Annotated in this window: 18 protein-coding genes; 11 read left to right on the top strand and 7 right to left on the bottom strand. The window is 59.0% G+C overall.

From position 1 onward, the window contains the following. Window positions 1-13 precede the first annotated feature (13 nt). A complete protein-coding gene (locus JMY24_RS27285) occupies window positions 14-469 on the top strand; it encodes a DUF3788 domain-containing protein (protein ID WP_128597074.1) in 456 nt (151 codons plus the stop codon). A 373-nt stretch (window positions 470-842) separates the two neighbouring features. Here JMY24_RS27285 and JMY24_RS27280 read toward each other — a convergent pair whose 3' ends face one another. After that, window positions 843-1,802, bottom strand: coding sequence for a LysR family transcriptional regulator (locus tag JMY24_RS27280; RefSeq protein WP_128597073.1), 960 nt, complete (start codon window positions 1,800-1,802; stop codon window positions 843-845). A 132-nt stretch (window positions 1,803-1,934) separates the two neighbouring features. Between JMY24_RS27280 and JMY24_RS27275 the strand changes: the two genes are divergently transcribed. The 9 genes from JMY24_RS27275 (at window position 1,935) to JMY24_RS27235 (ending at window position 16,241) form a co-directional block, all read left to right on the top strand. Next, window positions 1,935-2,654, top strand: coding sequence for an SDR family NAD(P)-dependent oxidoreductase (locus tag JMY24_RS27275; protein ID WP_201703253.1), 720 nt, complete (start codon window positions 1,935-1,937; stop codon window positions 2,652-2,654). Between the two features lie 969 nt (window positions 2,655-3,623). After that, a complete protein-coding gene (locus tag JMY24_RS27270; protein ID WP_201703251.1) occupies window positions 3,624-4,670 on the top strand; it encodes a glycosyltransferase family 2 protein in 1,047 nt (348 codons plus the stop codon). Window positions 4,671-4,720: 50 nt separating this feature from the next. Beyond that, complete coding sequence (locus JMY24_RS27265) at window positions 4,721-5,722, top strand: glycosyltransferase family A protein (RefSeq protein ID WP_201703249.1); 1,002 nt, start codon at window positions 4,721-4,723, stop codon at window positions 5,720-5,722. A gap of 169 nt (window positions 5,723-5,891) precedes the next feature. Beyond that, window positions 5,892-6,440, top strand: coding sequence for a hypothetical protein (locus tag JMY24_RS27260; protein ID WP_128597071.1), 549 nt, complete (start codon window positions 5,892-5,894; stop codon window positions 6,438-6,440). Further along, entirely contained in the window at window positions 6,437-8,533 is a 2,097-nt protein-coding gene (locus JMY24_RS27255) for an HAD family hydrolase (protein WP_201703248.1), read from the top strand. Before JMY24_RS27260 ends, JMY24_RS27255 begins: the two co-directional genes overlap by 4 nt. A gap of 1,625 nt (window positions 8,534-10,158) precedes the next feature. Next, window positions 10,159-11,370: a Na+/H+ antiporter NhaA gene (nhaA, locus tag JMY24_RS27250; RefSeq protein ID WP_236597528.1), complete on the top strand. Its 1,212-nt coding sequence runs from the start codon at window positions 10,159-10,161 to the stop codon at window positions 11,368-11,370. Window positions 11,371-11,405: 35 nt separating this feature from the next. After that, the gene (gltS, locus tag JMY24_RS27245) at window positions 11,406-12,608 is read left to right on the top strand and encodes a sodium/glutamate symporter (protein ID WP_128597070.1); all 1,203 of its coding nucleotides are present in this window, start codon (window positions 11,406-11,408) and stop codon (window positions 12,606-12,608) included. A gap of 152 nt (window positions 12,609-12,760) precedes the next feature. After that, the gene (gene nuoN, locus JMY24_RS27240; protein WP_128583985.1) at window positions 12,761-14,227 is read left to right on the top strand and encodes an NADH-quinone oxidoreductase subunit NuoN; all 1,467 of its coding nucleotides are present in this window, start codon (window positions 12,761-12,763) and stop codon (window positions 14,225-14,227) included. A gap of 406 nt (window positions 14,228-14,633) precedes the next feature. Next, window positions 14,634-16,241, top strand: coding sequence for an alpha/beta hydrolase (locus JMY24_RS27235; RefSeq protein WP_201703244.1), 1,608 nt, complete (start codon window positions 14,634-14,636; stop codon window positions 16,239-16,241). 195 nt (window positions 16,242-16,436) lie between these two features. On the opposite strand, the gene JMY24_RS27230 is transcribed toward JMY24_RS27235, so the two are convergent. Further along, window positions 16,437-17,342: a LysR family transcriptional regulator gene (locus JMY24_RS27230; RefSeq protein ID WP_128583987.1), complete on the bottom strand. Its 906-nt coding sequence runs from the start codon at window positions 17,340-17,342 to the stop codon at window positions 16,437-16,439. 188 nt (window positions 17,343-17,530) lie between these two features. On the opposite strand from JMY24_RS27230, the gene JMY24_RS27225 reads away from it, so the two are divergent. Next, window positions 17,531-18,964, top strand: a complete 1,434-nt coding sequence (locus JMY24_RS27225; RefSeq protein WP_128597087.1) for an MFS transporter — start codon at window positions 17,531-17,533, stop codon at window positions 18,962-18,964. A gap of 155 nt (window positions 18,965-19,119) precedes the next feature. Here the strand turns inward: JMY24_RS27225 and aroQ are convergent, their stop codons facing one another. From aroQ to JMY24_RS27200, 5 genes are all read right to left on the bottom strand, one after another. Beyond that, window positions 19,120-19,557: a type II 3-dehydroquinate dehydratase gene (gene aroQ, locus JMY24_RS27220; RefSeq protein ID WP_128583988.1), complete on the bottom strand. Its 438-nt coding sequence runs from the start codon at window positions 19,555-19,557 to the stop codon at window positions 19,120-19,122. A gap of 19 nt (window positions 19,558-19,576) precedes the next feature. Next, the gene (locus JMY24_RS27215) at window positions 19,577-20,629 is read right to left on the bottom strand and encodes a Gfo/Idh/MocA family protein (RefSeq protein WP_128597069.1); all 1,053 of its coding nucleotides are present in this window, start codon (window positions 20,627-20,629) and stop codon (window positions 19,577-19,579) included. Between the two features lie 197 nt (window positions 20,630-20,826). Continuing rightward, on the bottom strand, window positions 20,827-21,660 hold the full coding sequence (gene aroE / locus JMY24_RS27210) for a shikimate dehydrogenase (protein WP_128597068.1): 834 nt from the start codon (window positions 21,658-21,660) through the stop codon (window positions 20,827-20,829). Continuing rightward, the gene (locus JMY24_RS27205) at window positions 21,660-22,880 is read right to left on the bottom strand and encodes a CaiB/BaiF CoA transferase family protein (protein WP_128597067.1); all 1,221 of its coding nucleotides are present in this window, start codon (window positions 22,878-22,880) and stop codon (window positions 21,660-21,662) included. The genes aroE and JMY24_RS27205 overlap by 1 nt, the downstream gene beginning before the upstream one ends. Continuing rightward, window positions 22,880-23,341 (bottom strand): MaoC family dehydratase, encoded by a 462-nt coding sequence (locus JMY24_RS27200; protein WP_128597066.1) that lies wholly within the window; start codon window positions 23,339-23,341, stop codon window positions 22,880-22,882. The genes JMY24_RS27205 and JMY24_RS27200 overlap by 1 nt, the downstream gene beginning before the upstream one ends.

The following is a 23,341-nucleotide window of genomic DNA, read 5'->3' as shown; positions in this document are numbered from 1 at the left end:
AGAGGAAAGCAACGTGAAACAGTCCACCGAGATCGGTGACAGAATCGCCGACAAATCGTCACAGCCCGACGAGCGCACTATCCGCGACTGGATGGGGCCGGAGGCGTTTGAGCATTGGGTCGAACTGCGGAGCTGGATCGAGGCCTCCTATCCTGGTGTATTTGCGCCAGACTGGCTATATGGTGGCAAGAAACGCGGTTGGTCACTGCGCTACAGGAAGACCAAGGCCCTGTGCACGCTGTTGCCGGCATACCGGCTGTTGTCGGTTCTGGTGGTCTTGGGGCGAGCCGAACGAGAGAGGTTTGAGGTGCGGCGTTATTTCTGGAGCCCGCGGTTGGTCAAGCTCTACGATGAGGCCCGGGCCTACCCCGACGGGAAATGGCTGACTGTTCCGATTTCGTCCGCGGATGATCGGCATGAGGTGACGGAGCTTATGCGTATGAAGCGCCCTACGCTTTCACACGATTGAATGTCGCGGAAGTCTTGTAACCCGCGACACGCGCCTCGGACCCAATCACACGAACGGTACCGTGAACAGGCGTATCGGTTTGGCTGCGGGGCGAACTGCGTTAGCCACGCGCCAGTTTGACATCTGCACGGCGGTGAGCAAACGTCCGCTATGACTCTGGCAGCCTCCGTTGACGCTGTCCTCGCGAATGACTGAAACGGGCCGAACGCGGAAATCCGAGGTCGACTCGAACACCGCAATTCCTGGTTGAAAGCCGATTTCCGCAGACGACCCTGAGCCGCCAACTAACCCGTCAGCCTATCGATGGCCGCTTACCAGGTCATGTGGTCAATGGAGCGCATTTCAGGTAATCCAGCGCATCACGAGGCTTGGGCTACAGGTTCGACGATGAAATGCCGCTGATCGGATCCCGTGGATAAGCGGCCAGGCATACATTCACAATCTCGGCGCGCAGCCAGCGATGAGCCGGGTCGTGATCAAGGCGCGGATGCCAGATCGCCGACACATTGAAAGCGGATGTCGACACGGGCAGTTCGAACCACTGCAACCCGTTTGCGGCAGCGTGATCCGGCGCGAACGTGTTGCCCACGCAGGAATGCGGGATGACTGCGAGCAGGTCAGAGCGGCGAGCCACCTGCATCGCGCTGGTGAATGACGGCACGACTATGGGCACCCTCCGTTTCTGGCCGCAATCTGCCAAGGCCAAATCGACAGGATTCGATTCTTCTCCGGGACGCGCAGTAAGTACATGACCGACTTCGACCCAGCTTTCGACTGACAACCCGGTGTTGCTCAAAAGCGGGTGGTCGAAGCGGCATGCGCCTACATAGCGATCACGAAAAAGCAGGCGCGTCAGCATTTCCGGTGCGGAAGTCCTGACCGTGCCGATCTCGAGGTCGATTGTCCCGTCCCGCAGCGGCTGCGCATCCCAGTCGGGCTTGGGCACGAAACGGAGTTGCACGCCGGGCGCTGCGCGACTGATCCGGTCCATCAGAGCGGCGCCGACCAGATCGACGAATCCTTCGCCCGCTCGCACGACGAAGCTGTGCTCCAGAGCGGCCACATCGAACCGGTACTCCGGCGGCTTGAGTAACGCCTCGGCTTCACGTGTCAAAGGGGCAAGGCGCTGGCGCAACTGTTCGGCATAGGGCGTGAGGACAAGCGAGCGGCCTGCCTGCAGCAGCAACCGGTCGCCGGTGGCCGTGCGCAGGCGTGCAAGCGTGCGGCTCATTGCGGAGACGCTGAGATTCAGACGCTGCGCCGCTGCTGTGACGCTTCGCTCGCTGAGCAGCGCGTCCAGGGCCGTAAGTAGGTTGAGGTCGACGCGTGACATTTATCCAGAATACCAAATCGCCGGACAGGCATGGCGTTCCGTGCAATCGTGGTTTGCGGCTCGGGCGTCTGGTGCAAATCGGGCGTGGATTCCAGAATGAAGCCATCGCATCGCCCAGCAAAGAGAAAACTCATGTCCCACGCAAAAAACCTTGCTCGAACCCAAACCATTCTGATCATCGGCGCTTCGCGCGGTCTCGGCTACGCCATGGCCGCGGAGTTCCTGACAAAAGGGTGGAACGTTATAGGCACCGTCCGCGGCGGCAGCCACCCTACCTTGCTGCACGCTTTGGCCGACGCCAATCCGCGGAGAGTTGAGATCGAAACGGTGGACATCACCCGCCCCGACGAGATCGATGCTCTGCGAGCTCGCCTGTCGAACCGGATGTACGACATTCTGTTCGTCAACGCTGGCACGACCAACCCTGATCCGACGCAGACCATCGGAGAAGTTTCGACCGTGGATTTCGTCGACCTGATGATCACCAACGCGCTCAGTCCGATGCGGGTTGTTGAGCGCTTGTCCGATCTGGTTCCTGCCGATGGTCTGATCGGAGTCATGTCGTCCGGGCAAGGCAGCATCGCCGACAACGAGTCCGGGCAGCGAGAAGTCTATCGTGGCACCAAGGCGGCGCTGAACCAGTTCATGCGCAGCTTCGCCGCACGCCAGGGCAAAACGCAACGCGCCATGCTGCTGATCGCGCCGGGATGGGTACGCACGGACCTCGGCGGACCTGAGGGCCGACTGTCAATTGAAGAAAGCGTACCTGGGATCGTCGAGGTGCTAGTGGCCAAGCAGGGTCGTCCCGGCCTCGAATTCCTCGACTATCGAGGTAGAACCGTCCGGTGGTGAAGGTCTGCGCGGTGTTTCCTCATTACGTTCGAACGGCGCGCCAGCAGCGCCTGTTCGTTACCGCGTCGAATGTGCAAAGCAGTTCTCAACACTTCGAATGTCTGGACCGCGGTTATCGTCGCTCGTTACTTGAGCGCAACAACTGGAGCTGCGATCCGCGCTTGACCGCCCGATGCGAAGGAACAGAGAAAGTTTTAATCGCCGGATGGCCGGATGCTTGTTTTCTTTGTGTCTGGCGATACCGTCCCGTTTCCGAGGGGCAGCGGTCATACGTGCACAGATCTCGCGAGCCAGTTCTCAAGCTGGTGCATCCGTTAATAAGACCGCGAGAGTCCGCCACGACGGATCAGGCGATCGCACATTCCACTGGCTCACCGTTTCCGGTATGCCTCAGAGAACAGGCAAGTGATCACTTGCGCGCCCAGGACACGGAGCCGTTCGGGCTCGTAAATGCTTTCGTACGAAGAGCCGCCCTTCGAGAAGTAATCACTTCATGAAGTGACTGGCTTCCGGCCACTCAACGCAAGGCGTTCGCGGTCAACAAGAGGAAAACATGCCGCCTCGTCCAATGTAGAAACGACGAAAAGCATTTGGCTGACTCGATCTTGACGAAGAACCGTGAAATGGATTTCGTTCACGCAACAACTCCTACTCGATGCCCATTCGGCCGTTGAGTAGGCCCGTCTGGAACAGTTTCGTGTCGTTATTCGTAGGAGTATTTATCGACCGTTCAGCGATTTGTGACATTAGTACAAGACTTTAGGACGCGCCCGGCTGCATTCATTTCATCCGGGCATAACGTGAATGATGATTGGGACCGAGTCGGTACGCGACGGCGGCGAGCACGAGTTCCGGTTCCGTGAGGCGACTCATCTAGCGTTTGGACCGGTGGCTGGTTAGAGAGGAATCCGTAGCTAAGCAGCTTTGCGCCAAATGGGTGCATCAATCCAAGTGAGCTGGAGGTAGTCGATGAGAGTTCGATACAGCGAAAGTCCGCCGAAGCATTGTGACCTGTTATTTTCGGTCGTCATCGCCAACTACAACTACGGCCGCTTTCTCCGGCAAGCGATTGAAAGCGCCCTGACGCAGGATTGGCCGCATATCGAAATCATCGTCGTCGATGACGGCTCTACCGACGACTCTGCGGATGTGATTCGTTCGTTTGGCGAAGTGGTCACGGCCATCTTCCAGGAGAACGGTGGTCAGCGGGTAGCCAACAACGTGGGCTTCGCCAGGAGTTCGGGCGACGTCGTCATCTTCCTCGATGCGGACGACGTTCTGGTGCCCGGGGCGCTGCGCTCGATCGCCTCTGTGTGGCGAACGGGACTCACCAAAGTACAGGTGTTGATGGAGCGAGTCGACACGCAGGGGCGTCCCATACGGGATGTGATTCCGAAGATTCGAAACGTGATACCGAAGATCCCTCCAAAACTTTCGCCAGAGGCGATCCGTTATTGGGCGTACGAGACGTCGGAGTATCCCACGCCGCCGGGATCGGGAAACGCGTGGGCACGCAGCTTTCTCCGGAAAATCTTTCCACTGGATGCCAATTGCGATTCATTCACGGATTCGACGTGCATCGCCATGGCTCCCTACATGGGCGATGTCGAGACGATTCCTGCTCCTTTGGTGCTCTATCGCATGCACGGCGGCAACGATAGCGTGCTGAGCGCAAGCACGAGCAACTACGGTCGCGAAATCACACGCGCGCTCAAGCGGCACAACGCCGCCTGCAAGGCCTGCACAATGACCGGTCGGCCGCCACCGCCGATCGGCACCCTGTTCTGCGCACCTCATCTGCTTCAATTGCGGGTTGCATCGTTGCGGCTGACACCTGAACAGCATCCGCTGCCTGGCGACAGCCGGTTCCGCGCGCTGCGCGACGCGTTGTTCATTCCATTCCGCCGAAACTTCGAGCGCCCCGGCTTCCGCTGCCTTATTGCCGGTTGGAGCATCGCCACGCTGCTCGCGCCTAAGAACATTGCGAGAACACTCATCCGGCGCCGATTTGTTTGAACGCATATTGGGTTCGTAAGATCGCCTTCAGCTCTTGCCAGGACATCACCATGGAAGAAATGAACGTTGTAATCTGCAACTACAACTATGAACAGTATCTGGCAGAGGCAATCGAGTCGGCGCTCGCGCAGGATTACACGAATACGCACGTCATGGTCATCGACGACGGATCGACAGACGGGTCGCGCGCGATTTTGAAAACCTACGATGCACGCATAGCGACCATTTTCAAGGACAACGGTGGGCAGGTCTCCGCCTACAACCTGGCACTGCAGCTGCTGAAGACGGACTATGTTCTATTTCTGGACTCCGATGATGTCCTCTATCCCGGTGCAGTGACTGAAGTAATGCAGCGCTTCCAAAGAGAAAACGCGGCGAAGGTGCAGTTCAGGCTGGATATAATCGACAGGACGAGCAAATGTACGGGAGTACATGTACCGCACTCTTTAACGGACGGCGACTGTTTGAAGCCTCTCCTCGACGGGTGGCTCTACCCTTCCCCTCCTGCATCTGGCAACGCGTATAGCGTCAGTGCGCTACGAAAGATTTTTCCCGTCCCTGAAACGGTCAAGAGCCGGTATGGCGCAGACTTCTACGCGATTTATGGCGCGGCTCTCGTTGGGCCAGTATCAAGCATCCCAAAGTCGCTCGGCGGGTATCGGGTAGATAGCGGGGCGCGAGGCGCTTCGTTTGCCAATTCCGAGCAGATCGATAAGGCGCCCAAAGCATTCACGTCGCGGTGGGCTACTCTGCGAGAAATAGCATCGCACCGCTTGGGAATGGAGTTGCCACGGGACTTCCACGACTTCGCACTTGAGAGAGCGTATTTTTGCTCGAGTGTCTATCAGGCGCCGTTGACGACCCGGTGGCGCTGGATGTTGCGACATTCGCATGCTTATGTGCACGCAATTGTGGCGAATCCATTCTGGAGCCTGAAGAAAAAGGTCGGAACACTGATGCTGTCCAGTCTCTGTCTGGTTCCATATTCACCTATCGCTGACTACGCGGTTCGTTATATCTGCAATCCGCTAGCTCGCAATCGTGCCGGTTAGAAATGGGGTTCGGACTGTTAGCGCGAAGCACGCGTGCCACCCTCGTAAACACGACGGTGCGAAAGAAAATCCACGAAGGCTCCGGGCGCCGAAGGCTCGGTTTGCGGTCTCATCACAGAATCCGGCCGCTGCATGGCTCTGTGAACACCTCTACGCCTTGAGGATCAATATGAAAGATGAATTACTGACGAAAGAAGTGGCGCTTGGTTTTCAAGAGGCCGAACTACTTTCCGTTGAACATCATCGTCTCAAGTCCGAACTACGCACGACGTTTGCATTGAGGGACGCCGATGTGCGAGCAATATGCTGTGGAGGAATACATGCGCTGAGGGCGTCCGACATCATCCGCCACAACGTGGTGTCGAGGGTATTGCTTTCCTCCTGGCATCAATTCGCAGATGGTGAACTCACGACAAAGGTGAACTGGGCAAATTCACTGAATGGGACCGAAGTCCGGCTCGGCTCGTCCACTTTGACACGATATGAAGAAAATATAGCCTGCGGAGACTGGAATCTATTGGTGATCGAGCCGTCGTATGGCGCAGAGATCGTCGTAGTCTGCGATCGAGTCGCTGTAACCGGCGGTGTTGAAGATGATGATGGTCGATGGCTAATCGCCGACCCACAGAGCGACATGCCCGCGCTTCGGGAGAGCAAACGGCCAAGCGCGGCGCCGTCGAAAGCGAACCTCTTTTTGAAAGCAGGAAGATACCGATGAATGCGACGGACCTCCTTCTCGAACGCGTCATCGGCCGCCGATTCGTGTCCGCTGGCATTCAGCGATTTTTTGCGGGCATGCCTCCGCTGCAAGACGTGGATGCGCAGAGAATATGGACCGGGGACGGCCTCGTCTCTTTTGATGCATTCGATACCTTAATAACAAGGCCTTTACAAAGGCCCTCCGACGTCTTTCTCATGACGGGGTATCGGCTGCAACGCAAATTTGGTTCGGTCGTAAAGCCCGACGAATGGATGACGATTCGGCAATCGGCGGAGTGGAGGGCACGCAAGGCCAGTATCGAGCGCGAAGTGACGCTAGAAAACATTTACGCGGAGATTGCGGCGTCGGCGGACTTGCCACGCAGATTTCTGTCTGCGGCGCAGGCTATCGAAGTCGCGCTCGAAAAGCGCCTGCTGCGTCCCATAACCGGCATGGTGGAGACTTTCAACCGCTTGTCGGCATTGGGAAGAACGGCAATTATCTCGGACATCTACTTTTCTCGATCAGACCTGGAAACCATGCTCAGCAGTTGCGGCGTGCGAGTTGACCCGGCCCAATTGTTCATTTCATGCGAGAACTATCGTACCAAGAGGACTGGATCTCTCTTTTCAGATGCCAAAGGCAGTGAAGTGAAACACCTGCACGTTGGCGACAACGTATTCTCCGATGTGTTTCAGGTCTGCCGCGCAGGCGGTCGTGCCGCGCCGTTCTTCAAGGCTGCGCCCAATCGGTTGGAACGCGAGCTCGACAAGGCGGCAATCAAGCCGCCGCTGCTTGGATCTGCTCTGTCGGGAAGCGCGCGCACGGCGCGTCTGCGCGTCAAGACCATGAGCGACCACGACGAGACGCTTGCAGAGATATCGGCTGGCTTCGTGGGCCCGTTGCTTCTTGCGTTTGTCGTGTGGCTCCTCACGCAAGCCAGGCGCCGGAAAATCGATCAGTTATTCTTTCTGGCACGTGACGGCCAGATCCTCTTGTCCATTGCGAAAAAGATAGTGAGCGCATATCGCCTGCCGATCAAAGTGCACTATCTGCACGTGTCGCGGCAATCGCTTCACTTGCCCGCCCTCCTCGACGTATCAGAAGGCGACTTAAGCCATTTCGGCATTAAGTCGGGCAGTTCGCTGGCCGACATATTCAAAAAGTTCGACCTGGATATCAACCATCCGGCCATCGCCGGTATGCACGAGCGTCTTGGTATTCGCTCTCCTCATGACGCCATGAATCGATCCGAAGTAGATCAAGTGATCCGATACATTCGCACAGACAAAGAAGTGGTCAACCTGATTAACGCGACCGCCTCTTCGGCGCGACAGCTACTGCTCGACTATCTGGAGCAGAAAGCATTCTTCGCCGACGGGAACGTCGGTGTTGTCGATATTGGATGGCGGGGAAACTTGCAGCGTTCGCTGGCGAAGGTCGCGTGTAGCCGGGACGCTAGTTTCACCCGCCGACTTTCGGGTTTCTATTTCGGACTTTATTATCGTCCGGAGAACTGCGGCAGCCTCGACGACTACCTCAGCGAGTCCGTGGCTGAGCCTATAAGACCTTTCGTTCGAGGGCCCCTATTCGAAGCATTGTGCGCGGCGGACCACGGCACGACGACCGGATACAGGCGAGCAGGCGACGGCTCTGTCTTTCCGGAACTCCTCACCCAGGACAATCCGCAGGCACTGGCTTGGGGCCTGAAAATCCAGCACGATGTGATCAACGCTTATATCGATGATGTGCTGGTCGTGCTTACAACAGCTGGAATCGACATACTGGATTGTCTCGACGGATTGGCACAGGGGGCTGCCATCGTAACTAAACTGGTGATTGGCTCGCCCTCTCGGAGCGAGGCGAGCGCGCTAGGCTCGTTTCCGCATGCAAGCGATCAACTGCATAGCGTGTTTGGGGAAGTCGCGCCCCCCCTGTCGCTCAATGCCCGGGAGTGGATCTCGAGGCGTGGAGCAGGTAATGGCGAGCCGCTAATCTCCGAATGGCCTGAGGGAAGCGTGGTCCGCGCAGCTCCCCCGCTTGGGGCTACGATGATGCTGCATAGTCTCAACGTGGCGAGATGGTTGCGCAGACGCCTGAAGACCCATTAGTCCTGCCGGCCAGATTCGCTAAATCAGTTGTTCCATTGCAGCGTCGGCTGCCGACTCCCGCACAGATTACTCGTGCGCTTAAGTCGCTGCGAAGCTACGGTAAGTCATCTTTTGCCTCATTGGCTAATGATGCAGGTAAGTACGCAGAACATTGCGGCTGCCTTCTATTACGCTCAACACCAAATCAGTTTTTCCTGGCCATCATCCACTGGTTCCTGTCTGATCGGCAACCATCGGATCAGGCGAATCCAACACGATGCGATGCACCCGCAGCCAATTCGGCAACCAGCAGGTGGCCTGCCAGTGACGGCTACCGCGCCGTTCGATTGACATTAGTGGCGAAGGTCGGCAAGTCAGCCAGGAGGAGAGCTGTCGATCGGATCGAGCATGCCGCGCTCCTCGGTTGTCATGATTGCCATTGCGTTTACGCAGGCCGTTTCAACACCTACACTGCATTAGCCAACCCGGCGACAAACGCATGCTGTCAAAGCGTGCCGCGACGTTGAATGCGCCGCCCCGGTCCGTGTCGGTGCACTTTGGAACATGACGCACAGCCAGGGTCGGCGTGCCGACGCGCCTCCCGGCCTACGCAGACATTCGGTAGCGAACACATCACCGGAACTTCATACAAATTACAGTAATTCTGCGGTGAGATGGCGCGCCAGCACGCATCATCGGCGGCCATGGGCTTATTCCGCACCTCCGCTAACGTGCGACTCGCCGCTAACGCAATCGGCCGCAGCACCGCTGCCTACGAGAACCTTGTAATCGCTCCGGAGCGCGTCTGCGGCGGTCCGAGCCGATATCACGGTAGTGCCCAGAGGGTTTTGGCGCCGTAAAGAATGAGGTAATTCAACCGCTAACGCACGGTATGAGGCTGCCATGAATTCAACCTGCGAGCTCCTTGCCTCGATACGTCCTGTGGTCGGTCCGGCCATGAGCGCTCGCCCGTCGCCTCGATTAGTCGCACACACGTGCTGTCCGTGTCTCACACAGTGCGTCCGCTCATTGCCGCTTCGAGTAGCGCTGCGTGTGTGCTTCGTCCTGACTGTCACTCTATTGCAGAGCGCTGCCCACGCAGCCGTGCGAGAGGATATTTGCCTGCCTGCCGGGACCTTTCCAATGATCGGCGGAGGCGCCACCGTGCTCTCCCACCCAACGTGTTTCTCTCCGCCGGCAACTCATCTGTATCCGTGGGAAACGAAGCACCGGAGCGCAACAAGAGACGCAAAGGATCAGTTTTCCGGTACCCGGATCGTTCGCTACAACTTTCACGATGCGCTTTACCAATGTACGAAGCGTCGTATGCGATTGCCCTCCGTCGATGAACTGAGGGCGCTAGTCGCCTACGCTACGGCCGCAGACGGCAAACAGGATACCTACTCGATTGTTGCCCTGCAAAACGACGCGAGATATCCGGGCGGGCGATATGGTTGGGGCGGCGCTAGTTATTACTGGACAAATACTGTCGCCGGTACTGGCTATCGCAAGGTGGTCGACCTCAAAGAGGGGCGGGTGCGCATTGACCATAGCTCCCATCGGGCTTATGTATCGTGCGTGCGTTAGGTGGTTGCAGGCGATGTTGAGTGGGCGTGTCTGGCGACGCGCATACCATGGAGCCAAGCATGGCGACTTACATTCCGATACGCAAGGCGGCTGACAGGATTGCAACCTTTCTTGCGCTGGAGTCGGCCGGTGGATTACTGCTGGTGGGAACAACTGTCCTTGCACTGATCTGCAGCAACTCGCCGCTTCACCAGGCCTACGATGATGTGCTGCGGACGCCCGTGGAGATCCGGTTTGGCTCATTGCTCATCGCCAAACCACTCCTGCTCTGGATCAACGATGGGCTGATGGCGATATTTTTCCTGCTCATCGGACTGGAGGTCAAACGGGAGGTGATTGAAGGCGAGTTATCCACGCCCGCGCAAGTCGTGCTGCCAGTGGCTGCCGGGATCGGCGGGATGGCGGTGCCGGCAGTGATCTATCTCCTGATAAACCGCGGGAACAGCTCTGCCACGAACGGCTGGGCGATCCCAACGGCTACCGACATTGCGTTTGCGCTCGGTGTGCTTTCGCTGCTCCGCAGGCGCGTGCCAATGTCGTTGAAGGTCTTTCTCACAGCCGTGGCGATCGCCGACGACCTTGGCGCTATCGTCATCATTGCGCTTTTTTACACCGCTGACGTGTCCCTACCGATGCTTTTCGGTGCCGCGTGTGCGATTGCGCTACTCGTTGCGTTGAACATGCAGAACGTCACTCGCATCGCACCTTACATTCTTGTCGGTGTGGTTTTATGGATCTTCGTTCTTAAGTCGGGCGTGCATGCAACGCTCGCGGGAGTCGCCATTGCTTTCGCGGTCCCATTGAAAACGAACGACCCTGAAGTCCATGCGCCACTGCATCAGTTGGAGCAAGCGCTACATCCCTGGGTGGCCTTTGCGGTGTTGCCTGTCTTCGCATTTGCCAATGCCGGCGTCTCTTTCTCCGGCGTTTCTCTGGCTGCACTCGCAGAGCCACTGCCACTCGGCATAGCGGCCGGTCTTTTTATCGGCAAGCTCGTCGGCGTCTGTGCGGCGTGTGCCGTCCTGGTGGGGCTCGGTAAGGCCAAGCTCCCAGATGGCGCCACCTGGTTGCAGTTGACGGGAGTCGCCGCACTATGCGGTGTTGGTTTCACTATGAGTCTGTTCATTGGCTCGCTCGCCTTTGAGGGGCCGGACTCTTTCACGCCGGTTCGGCTGGGCGTGATCGCTGGGTCAACGCTATCAGGCATTACCGGTTACCTGTTGATCAGATTCGCACGGGGTGAATCAAGTACATCTCATCACGACGTTTAGTCTGGTTCAAGGAGCGGGCGAGCGGAGAAAATGACATGTTGAGACTCGATGCGCTCGAAACTCTAATGGCTGCCGCGCTCGTTCTTCTACTGGGACGGCAGATTCTCGCGCGCAGCGCCGTGCTGCGCCAATACAGCATTCCGGAGCCGGTGGTCGGTGGCCTACTGATTGCATTGGTGGTGTTTATATTGCAAACCGCCGCTAAGATCGAAGTCCGCTTCGACACGGCGCTTCAGGTACCCCTCATGCTTGCGTTCTTCGCGACTATCGGTCTGGGCGCCGATCTGACCCGCCTGAGAGCAGGCGGGCGGGCGCTGATCGTTTTCCTCGGCGTCGTCGTCGGTTTGTTAGTGATGCAAGATACGTTGGGCATCTGTCTCGCGTGGGGGCTGGGCGAAGATCGACTTCTCGGCCTACTGGGGGCCTCGGTGACTCTTTCCGGCGGCCATGGTACGGGTGCGGCGTGGGCAAAGGTCTTTGCGGAACGGCACGGGCTAACCTCAGCGGCTGAAATCGCGGTGGCCTGTGCAACTTCCGGACTTATCCTGGGCGGACTGATTGGCGGGCCGGTCGCGCGCATACTCATCACGCGCTACGCGCTTATCCCGAAGCCTGAGGCGGTCGTCGCGCCCGCAAGCGGTTTCGAGGAGCCGAAAGCCGTGCGGGCCATCACAGCAGAAGCACTCATTGAAACCGTCGCGCTGATTGCCAGTTGCCTCGCGATCGGATCGGCGATCGCGTCCAGCCTGACCGGCACCGCGCTCGAGCTTCCACCGTTTGTTTGTGTCTTGTTCGTGGGCGTCCTTTTACGCAATGGGCTCGCGTGGCGCGGCTATTACGCAGTCTTCGAACTTGCGGTGTCGCTGCTCGGAAACGTCAGTCTCGCGCTCTTTCTTGGCATTGCGCTGATGAGCTTGCGCCTCGGGGACCTGGCTTCGCTTGCATTGCCGCTTGTCGTCATTCTGGCAGTGCAGGCGATAGCGATGGCGGCCTATGCCATCTTCGTCACTTTCCGCGTTATGGGCGCCAACTACGACGCGGCGGTGCTGGCGGCCGGACACTGCGGTTTCGGCCTCGGGGCCACTCCGACTGCCATCGTCAACATGCAAGCCATTACCGAGCGTTTCGGTCCTTCTCATGTGGCATTTCTCATAGTACCGATGGTGGGCGCTTTTTTTATCGATATCGCGAACGCGATTGTCATCAAGCTGTTTCTGCTGCTTCCAATTTATGGGTAACGAGTCCGAGGTCTGCCTGGAAGGAGCATCGTGAAAGGGACTAGTGCGTCGAAATGGCTGTCGAAGTAACGGCTGCACAAGCCCTTCCACTGCCGGTCCGAATGAGGGGCGGCCGCAATCGTTCTGCATTTCTCCGCTACGAGGGCGTTACCATGCAAAGCGCACCGATGTATGTGCTGTTACCCGACGCGGTGGTCGCGCTCTCGATAGTGATCGCCTCGAGGTTGGGAGATATCTGCTCAGAAGCTACGACGCGTCAGCTCACCTACCTTATGGCGCTTTTGTCATCGACCGTGGCCGGCGTGTTGTTTGTGATCCAGTCGTTTGATCCACAGCAGTACCACTTCTTCTCGCGGATGATCCTGGTCGATTCGTTCGCGAGTGTAATGAAGGCCGCAGTGTCGTTCGCTTTCGCAGTCTCGCTGGTTTATTCGCGAAGGTATCTTGACGAGCGCGGCATGTTCCAGGATTACGTGTTTCTACTTGGCATGTTTTCGCTGCTCGGCCAGTTGATCATGATCTCAGGAAACCATTTCCTGACGCTTTACCTTGGCCTCGAACTCATGTCGTTGTCCCTGTACGCACTGATAGCGTTGCGCAGGGATTCGCCGAAATCTAGCGAAGCGGCGATGAAATACTACGTGCTGGGAGCACTGGCTTCCGGCTTTCTGCTGTACGGCCTGTCGATGTTATATGGCGCGACTGGGTCGCTCTATCTGGATGCTGTCCGCGATGCCGTTGCCCATCATGCTGACGACGCGGTACTGCTGTTCGGTCTCGTCCTGGTCGTCGCCGGAATCGCGTTCAAGATGGGCGTCGTGCCATTCCATATGTGGGTGCCGGACGTCTACCATGGCGCGCCCACCGCAATGACGCTACTGACGGCGGGCGGCCCTAAGGTAGCGGCCTTCGCGTGGGGCTTGCGTTTCCTGGTGACGGGCCTGCTGCCGCTTGCCATACACTGGCAGAGCATGCTGGTGACTTTGGCGGCGCTGTCGCTGATTGTCGGCAACATCACCGGAATCGTGCAGCGCAACCTGAAACGGATGCTCGCTTACTCTGCGATATCGAACATGGGATTCGTCATGCTCGGCATGCTGGCAGGTGTGGTCGATGGAAGGGCGAGTTCGGCGGCGGGCGCATATGGCTCAGCGATGTTCTACAGTGTGGCCTATCTGATCGCGACGCTCGGTGCATTCGGCATCGTCATGCAGCTCGCTCGACGCGACTTCGAAGCCGATACACTCGACGACCTGAAAGGACTGAATCAGCGCGATGCCGTGTTCGCATTCGTAATGATGGCCATGATGTTCTCGCTTGCCGGAGTGCCCCCGATGGTCGGATTCTATGCGAAGCTCGCCGTGCTGGAAGCCACGATCAATGCAGGTTTAACCTGGCTGGCCGTGCTTGCCGTAATAACGTCGCTATTTGGCGCGTTCTACTACCTGCGCATCGTCAAGTTGATGTACTTCGACGTCTCACAGGACGCAGCGCCCATCTCGGCTGGCGCTGGCAACCGCGCGCTGCTCGCGCTGAACGGCGTCGCAGTGCTGTTGCTCGGCATCGTTCCAGGGCCGCTCATGACAGTGTGTCTCCGCGCTATCCAGCACACACTGTAGTGTGGACCGGAAGTGGGCGTTTCATAGTCCTCACTGGACCAGCCAGCGAGACGCAGATTGTTTGAGAGTGTTGAGGGGGACGCAGTGAAAAGCCAATGCAGCTCTTTTGTGCAAGCTTGCATTACAGGTTGCTCTGGGCGTTGCGTACGTGGTCTTTTCGTTGCGGCTTGTTCAACTGATCGTTTCTTTCAGGTCACATGCTTGCTAACGCCGGCTTCCCGGCATCTAGTGATTATTAATCAGCCTCCAGGTGTGCGCCCGTCGTGACTGTCCCGGTCACAAAGAAACAGTTCCTTGACGCGCACCTTGCTGGAAACAGGAGCAACAGCCAGACGAACGCCAACATGCATATCGTGCTGACCGGATAGTTTGGTCATTGCATGAGTAACCGTCGAGATACCGGAAAATGGAACCACGTGCGCGCTTCGTGAAAATGGTGTGGCTAGCTTTGCTGTGCGTCGCCGCATTGTCTGTACTTCTACTTGGCCTTCGTGCGTACGACTCGCGCACGGGTCCTCCGCTTGAACTCTGGCATACCTATGTACCGCAGGAGCTGACTGCCGGGCAAATCGACGACTCCGACTGGAATGCGTATCTGAAGCATGAGGACTTGCTTTTTCAACAGGTGCGCCGTGAAGTCACTGATCGTTTGCCGGCGTCCGCGCAGGTCGCATCAAATCGATACTTTGCAAAGAGCCCCGTCTATCCGCCGCGTTTTGACCATGACTGGAACCGCTCGTACGAGATGCTACCGTCCGGGCAGCCGGTGGGCGCTGTCGTGCTGCTGCACGGTTTGACCGATTCTCCGTACAGCCTCCGGCACATTGCACGGATCTACGTCGCACATGGGTTCATTGCGATCGGCATTCGTCTTCCAGGTCACGGAACAGTACCGGCGGGGCTGACCGACACCGACTGGGAGACCTGGATGGCAGCAACGCGGCTGGCCATGCGTGAAGCCGCGCATCGTGTCGGGCCAGGTCATCCGCTGCACGTGATCGGATTTTCGAATGGTGGTGCGCTTGCGATGAAGTACGCGCTGGATAGTCTCGAAGATCGTCGACTGGTCCGTCCGCAACGGATCATTCTGTTCTCACCGATGATTGGCGTGACACGGTACGCCCGTTTTGCCGGTCTTGCGTCACTTCCTGCGCTGCTGCCGCCTTTTGCGAAAGCTGCCTGGCTCGGCATAGTGCCGGAATTCAATCCTTTCAAATACAACTCATTCCCGGTGAATGGCGCGACGCAATCTCACCGGCTAACAACAGCATTGCAGGAGGAACTGGTTCGTCTGGCGAGAGCGGACCGACTGCGAGCGCTTCCGCCAGTACTAACATTCCAGTCCGTTATCGATTCGACCGTGAGCACACGGGCGATTCTTGCGGCAATGTACGCATACCTCCCATCAAACGGGAGTGAGCTAGTGTTATTCGACGTGAACCGGCGGGCGAAACTAAGCCAGATCCTCAATCCTGCGTCGCCGCTGGCACTGTCACGCGTGATGCCGCGTTTACCTGTTGCCTACCGGATCACGGTCATCGCAAATGCTGCGTCCGGCTCCGAGAACATGCAGGAGCGCGTGGTGGAACCGGGCAGCTTGCATTGGCAAACCCGCGCGCTTGATCTCATTTACCCGTCACAAGTGTTCTCCCTGTCGCACGTCGCCATTCCCTTTCCCCCCGATGATCCACTGTACGGGACGCGCCCCGATGAGGCGTCGGCCTCCAGGTATGGCGTCGCACTGGGCACTCTCGTCCCACGCGGAGAGCGGGGAGGACTCATTCTTAGTCTGGATACGCTCTTTCGCATCGCGTCGAATCCGTTCTTTCCGTATGTCTCAGCACGGCTGGACGCGGCTATCAGCGAGCCTGTTCGCCCATCGGGAGCACCCAGCCAGTCCACGGATTCAGGGAAGACAACCGAGTCTGCGGCGGAGCGGGCAATCCAGGTAGGTGCAGATGAGCTCACCGACGATCCGTTGAACGATGGCGAAGTTCCTGCCGCCGCACCGTGACTGACGATGCGGTGACTGACTCATGCTACTGGTATCCGAGGCCTGCACCACCAGGATGGCTGGTATCGACAGAACGCGACGCACCCCACAGCCGCCATTCGCACGGTCGGTCCAGATAACAGATTTGCGGGGCACCCTAAGCGACGCGTGGTTGCAGCAGGAAAGCCGCCCTTGTATTGGCCGACTCACGCGATACTAACTTCTACTCGAAAACAAATCGGCCACAACGGATCGCAACCAGCGATTGCCTGCCTCGTGATGGTACTTCGCGTGCCAATGCTGCCGCACCGCGAATTTATCGACCGGAAACGGACAGGAATGGACCGCGATATCGTTCACTCTTGCCAGTGTTTCCCCGATGTTGCGCGGCAACGTGGCAATAAGATCCGTCGACTTGATGATTGACCCCAGACCGAGCATGCCCGGAAGCTCTAGCACCACATCGCGTTCTATGTTCTCGCGCAACAGCGCCTGCTCCAGCAATTGCGCGCCCGTCCCGGCGGCGATGATCACGTGCCCCTCGCTACAGTACTGCTTCATGCTCAGCCTAGAGCGCACGCGCGGGTGATTCGGATTGGCGAGGCACACCCAATCCTGCATATAAAGCTGTTGCTGATACATCCCGCTGCCGAGCCACGGTACATGCCCGATCGCCAGATCGGCCTCGCCGGATTCCAGCGCGCGCTCCGTATTTCCATCGATTCTCGCGGCTTCCAGCCGAATGCCCGGCGCATGCGCGCGTACATGTGCCAGCATGCGCGGAAGCAGCGTGATGTGACTGGCATCGGTCATGCAAATACGAAAGCGGCGCTTCGCCGTAGTCGCGTCGAATGAAATTTCCCATGCGGAAAATCGGCGAAGCGACTCCAGTATCTCCCTGCACGGTCCGATCAGTGCGTCCGCCTGGGGTGTCGGCGTCATGCCGCCCGGCGTGCGGACGAACAATGGGTCTTGCAGATGTTCGCGCAGACGTCCCAGCCAGATGCTAACCGTGGGCTGACTCTGTCCGAGTTGATCTGCAGCCCGCGTGACGCTGCGCACGTCGTACAGCAGATCGAATAGCTGGAGCAGCTTGAGATCGGGTAGTTCGGATGTGCTCATGGCGGTATTGTCCAACGCAATGCCGTCATTGTATCCATTGCATTGCGCCTAGGGGTCCATCCCCGTATCTTGATTTGGGCACGAAAGCGCGCCGTTGCGTGCGAACGGCCACGTTCGAGCCGCCAGAGATGCAGCCGACGATGCTGCTCCAGTCAATTCAAAATCAGGAGACGTTCATGGACAAAGGAATGCCGCGGCAAGGCGGCGCAATTGACGGGCGCCTGGATGAAAGAGCGCGCAAACAGGCACGGAAAGCGCGAGCAAGCGGCTGGATAGGTTCCGCGCTCGAGTACTACGACTTCTTTATTTACGCGCAAGCTGCGGCGTTGATCTTTCCTCAGATCTTCTTTCCCAAAGGCGATCCAAAAATCGCGATCGTGGCCTCGCTGGCGACGTATGGCGTGGGGTATGTGGCGCGGCCCATCGGCGCGTTCGTTCTTGGTCATTGGGGCGATACCCACGGGCGCAAGACCGTGCTCCTGATTTGCATGTTCCTGATGGGTTTTTCCACGATGGCCGTCGGCTTTTTGCCCACGTATCAATCGGTCGGCATGCTCGCGCCGGCGCTGCTGGTGATTTTGCGCCTGGTTCAAGGCTTTGCCGTCGCAGGCGAAATCTCAGGCGCCAGTTCGATGATCATGGAACAGGCCCCATTCGGCCGACGCGGCTACTTTGCGAGCTTCACGTTGCAAGGTGTGCAAGCCGGTCAGATTCTGGCCGCCGCCGTCTTCCTGCCGCTTGCGTACTACATGCCGGAAGACGCCTTCGTCGCATGGGGCTGGCGCATTCCGTTCCTGCTCAGCGCGGTCGTCCTGATTGCAGGCTTCATCATTCGACGTGAAGTCGACGAAACGGCCGCATTTGCGAAGGAAGACGCGAGCGGTCAGGTCGCGCGTGCGCCAGTCCTCGAAGCGTTCAAGTACAGCTGGCCTGACATGCTTCGCGTCATGTGCATGGCGTTCATGAACGTGATACCGGTCGTCACCACAATCTTCGGCGCTGCGTATGCGGTGCAGCCCGCCTATGGCATCAACTTCCATGCGAGCGTGTATCTGTGGATTCCGGTGGTCGGCAACATCGTGGCGGTGCTCGTCATTCCGTATGTCGGCAATCTCTCGGACCGCATCGGGCGGAGGACGCCGATGATCTTCGGCGCGCTCTGTTCCGGTCTTCTTTCGTTCGCTTATCTGTATGCGATCAGCATTCACAACCTGCCAGTTGCCTTTGTGATGTCGATACTCATGTGGGGCGTGGTCTACCAAGGCTATAACGCGGTCTTCCCCGGCTACTATCCGGAACTGTTCCCCACGCGCTTTCGCGTCTCCGCGATGGCGATCGCACAGAACATCGGGACGACCATTACCGCGCTGCTTCCCGCGCTCTTCGCGGCAGTCGCGCCGCCGGGATCGCACAATGTGCCGCTGATGATCGGCTCGATCACGCTGGGCGCCACGATCGTCTCGGCGCTGTCCGCATGGAGTGCGCGAGAAACGTATCGCGTGCGTCTCGACGACCTTGGGAAGAAGGACGCGGTGCCGATTCCAAAGGAACAATACGGTCAGCTTCGCGAAGAGGCATTGGGCGAAGCAAGACTCGCGAAAGCGCTCGTGCAAACGCGCTGATGCGCATAAACGGGCGCATCAGTCGATGCGCCCGTTCGTGCCTTCTCGTCAACGCAACACCAGGAGCCGCGAATGCGGCATCAACTTCGACCCCGTCACATCAATGCGAGAAAGGGCCGCGTTCCTGCGCCGCGCATGGGCCGACGCATCAAATATCAGGCCGCCGCCGACACCGCCGCCCGCAGTCCAAGCGAATAACTGTCGATGCCGAAGCCGCAGATTTGCCCCTTCACGATTTCGGCGAACACTGAATGATGGCGAAAGGCTTCGCGCGCGTGGATGTTCGACATATGAATCTCGACGATGGGCACCGTCAGTATGGCGAGCGCGTCGCGGATGCCATAGCTATAGTGCGTCCACGCGCCCGCATTGATGAGCACGCCATCGACTTTATCGACGAAGGCTTGATGGATCCGCGAACACATGTCGCCTTCGCTGTTGGTCTGATAGCTCTCGACCGTGACGCCAAGCTCGTTGGCTAGCGCCTGAAGTTGAGCATCGATGTCGGCGAGCGTGGCCGTTCCGTATTGAACGGGATCGCGCTTGCCGAACATGTTGTGGTTGATGCCGTGCAGCATGAGGAAAGATTTCATCGGTTATCCGTATCCAGGTTTAGAGTGGCGTCGTCTCGACGACTGCGCCGGTTTTCGCGGCTTTCACGATCGCCTCGGTGATGCGCAGATTTTGCAGGCCGTCGCGCGCGGTGACGATCGGTTTTGCTTCGCCTCGCACGACTTGCCCGAAGTGTTCCATTTGATACTTGAGCGGATCGCCGCGCGTCATGTCGGCCACACTGACATTGAACGGCTTCCACCAGGATCGATCCTCGGCTTTTGCGTAGGTCTTGAGGCGCATGGTGGGAATCGACAATGATCCGAAGGTGCCGGCAATCACATAGCAGTCTTCATCGGCATACGACGTATAGGCAGTGTTCTCTTGCGAGGTCTGTTCCCAACTGCGCGCGCTGGCGGCGGTATCCGACAAAAGAAACGTGCCGAGTGCGCCGCTCGCAAAACGCAAATTAACAGCGACGGTATCCTCGACTGCAAAGCCGCGCGTCGCGTTCGACGAAAACGCCTGCACCGCCACGATGTCGCCGCACAGCATCCGCAGGTTATGGATCTCGTGAATCATGTTGAGCAGGATCGGGCCTGCGCCCGGTTCCTTCCGCCATGGCGCGTCCGCGAAGTACTGATCGGGCTTGAAGAACATTGCGCTACCCATCACCGCGACTAGCGACCCGAGCCTTCCTTCGTCGATGATCTCCTTCGCGCGCGCCATGATCGGACTGTGTGCGCGATGATGACCGATCAACACGCTCACGCCGTAGCGGTCGACATCGGCAACGAGTGCTTCCGCCTGCTCGACCGTGGGGGCGATGGGCTTCTCCAGCAGCATCGGCACGCCGGCCTGCATGCTCGAGCGCGCGTGGTCTACGTGAAGGGTGTTCGGCGTTGCAAGGACCACGCCGTCTGGACGATCCCTCTCGAAGAGTTCGTCGAGCGAGCGGTAATGGGGCACGCCTGCTTTCGCGGCAATGGCGTCCGCCGCGTCGGACGGATCGACCACCGCCGAGAGGACGCAAGTCTCGCTTTCGCGGGCGACACGAATATGTTCCAGACCGATATAGCCGGCACCCGCCACGGCGATACGCGTTTTCGTCATACCACTCTCCATGGCTTTCGGGGCCAGCGTGAATCGGCCACATCGAAATCAGATCGAACACGATACTGAATACAACGATCGGTCAGGTCGCGCCATTGGTATGTGCCTGAATCAACATCGCGGCGAACGGCGCGCTGCTGCCAGTGACGACGGCGAGGTTGTAAGCCACGGCCGAACCGCGGCGTTGCCTCGTCACATCAATCGAGCGGAACGGTGAGACGGTCGATGATCGCGTGCGTGCGCGGACGAACGCCCCGCCACCATGCGAATGCTTCGGCGGCCTGTTCCACCAGCATGCCGACGCCATCGGCGATGCCTTGCACACCAGCATTGCGCGCGAGCCGCAGGAACGGCGTGAGGCCCTTTCCGTACGCGAGTTCATAGGCTGTGCCGCTCGCGCTGAAGACGCCCGGCGGAACGGGCGGCAGTTGCCCGGTCAGGCTCGCGGACGTCGCGTTGACAACGAGGTCGAACTGTTCCATCGATTCAAGCTCCGCATAGCCGCACGCGGTCAGCGTTGCGTCCGCCGCCACCTGACCGACTAGCGCCCTTGCTTTCTCCACATTCCGGTTGGCGATGACGAGTCGCGCAGGCCGCGCCGCAATGAAGGGGAGCAACGCGCCGCGCACCGCACCGCCCGCGCCCAGGACGAGCACGCGCTTGCCCGCCATCGGCTGATGCAGGTTGATTTCGATGTCACGCACAAGGCCCACGCCGTCGAAGTTCTCGGCCACGATGCGGCCGTTCTCGAACTTCATCGCGTTGACCGCCCCCGCGAGCGCGGCCCTTTCGCTGCGCTCGTCGGCCATGGCGAACGCTTGCAGCTTGAAGGGCGCGGTGACGTTCATGCCCTTGCCGCCCGCCGCAATGAAGGTTCTCACCGTATCTGCGAAGGCATCGGCCGGTTCCAGCGGCCCTTCGATGGCGCCATACGTCATGTCCTGTCCGGTCTCCTCTGCGAAAAGACCATGGATCAGGGGCGATTTCGTATGCCCGATCGGATTGCCGATTACCGCGTATCGATCGCTCATCACGCACCCGGTTTCGAAAACAGCACGCCATCGGTCTGCATCGCGTCGATTTCCGCTGCGCTAAAGCCCAGCGATTGCGCGACTTCCGCGTTGTGCTGACCGAGGTCGGGGCCCACTTCGCGGATGGACGTGTCGCAGTCGGAGAAGCGGAACGGCAGGTTCGGAAGCCGCAGTTTTCCGAAGCGCGGATGCTCCTGCTCGATCACCATGCCGCGCGCGACGATCTGCGGATCGGCGACGACCTCGTCGATGCGCTGAACCTTCGCGCTCGGGACATCGACGCTGTCGAGCAGCGCCAGCACCTCCGCAACGGAGCGCGCCGCCACCCACGGTGTCACGACCGACAGAATGGCTTCACGATTTGCGTTGCGGCCGTTCAGGCTATGAAACCGCGCATCGGCGCCGAAGCCGGCCGGACCGCCGTGCTGCTCGACGACCGTTGCGAATCGCTTCCACGAATCATCCACCTGGGCGGCGATGACGAGATCGCCATCGGACGCGCGGAACACGCCATATAACGTCGATGTCGGCATGTCGTGACCGGTTTGCTCCGGCACCACGCCTTGCATGGTGTAGCACTGGACCGCGTATTCGTGCATGGAGAACAGCGTGTCGTACAACGCCATGTCGATATGCTGACCGCGTCCGCTCTTCGCCCGGCCCAGCAGCGCGGCATTAATCGCAGCAACCGCGTGAATGCCGGTGTACATGTCGCCGAGCGAAATGCGCATGAGCGGCGGCGGCTCACCGGGATTGCCGATCATCTGCATGATGCCGCTCTTCGCCTCGGCGATGAGACCAAAGCCCGCGCGATGCGCGTCTGGTCCAGTGTGTCCATACGCCGAAATCGAGCAGTAGACGAGGCCCGGATTGCGCTCGGACAGCGCGGCATAGCCGAGGCCGAGCTTATCGAGCGCGCCCGGCCGATAGTTCTCGATGAACACATCTGCCGAATCGCACAGACGCTGCATGAATGCCTTGCCGCGCGGATCTTTCATGTCGACGCTGACGCCGCGCTTGCCCATATTGAGCTGCAGGAAATAGGCGCTCTGCTGATCGTCGAGAATCGTGGCGTGCTGACGACCGGCATCGCCGCTGCCGGGACGCTCGACCTTGATGACTTCCGCGCCGAGTGCCGCGAGGCATCGTCCGACATAAGGGCCGGCAAGAAAGTGGCTGTAATCGACGACGCGAATACCTTCGAGGGGACGGGCTTGCATCAGTTCGCTCCCGGACGGCGCGGGATCATCAGACGATGCTCGCCGCGTTGAACGACTTCGCCGTTCTGGTTGATCAACTCGGAGGGCAATACGACGATGCCCCAATCCGGCTTGCTCTTGCTCGCACGCATGGAGCCGACGCGGAACTTCACATGCAGCACGTCGTTGACCTTGATCGGCAACAGAAAGTCCCAGGTCCAGCCGAGCGACATGCCGGGCAGAAACCGATAAGCACTCTGCGTCTTGAGACCATCGGCGATCGACAAGCCAAACAAACCGTGCGCGACGATGCAACCGAAGTGGCTCGCGTTCGCGTATTCCTCATCGACGTGAACCGGAGTGTGATCGCCCGTAAGGTCCGCGTAGGCGAGGATGCGTTCTTTCGTGACGGTGTAAGTGGGGCTTACGCACTCGTCGCCTTCCTGCGCATCGTCCCAGTATTTTTCAGTGATGGTGCTCAT

This window comes from Paraburkholderia kirstenboschensis, from assembly GCF_904848585.1.
GTDB lineage: Bacteria > Pseudomonadota > Gammaproteobacteria > Burkholderiales > Burkholderiaceae > Paraburkholderia > Paraburkholderia kirstenboschensis.
Note: the sequence above shows the minus strand (reverse complement) of the source record. Positions and strands in the feature narration are given on the sequence as shown.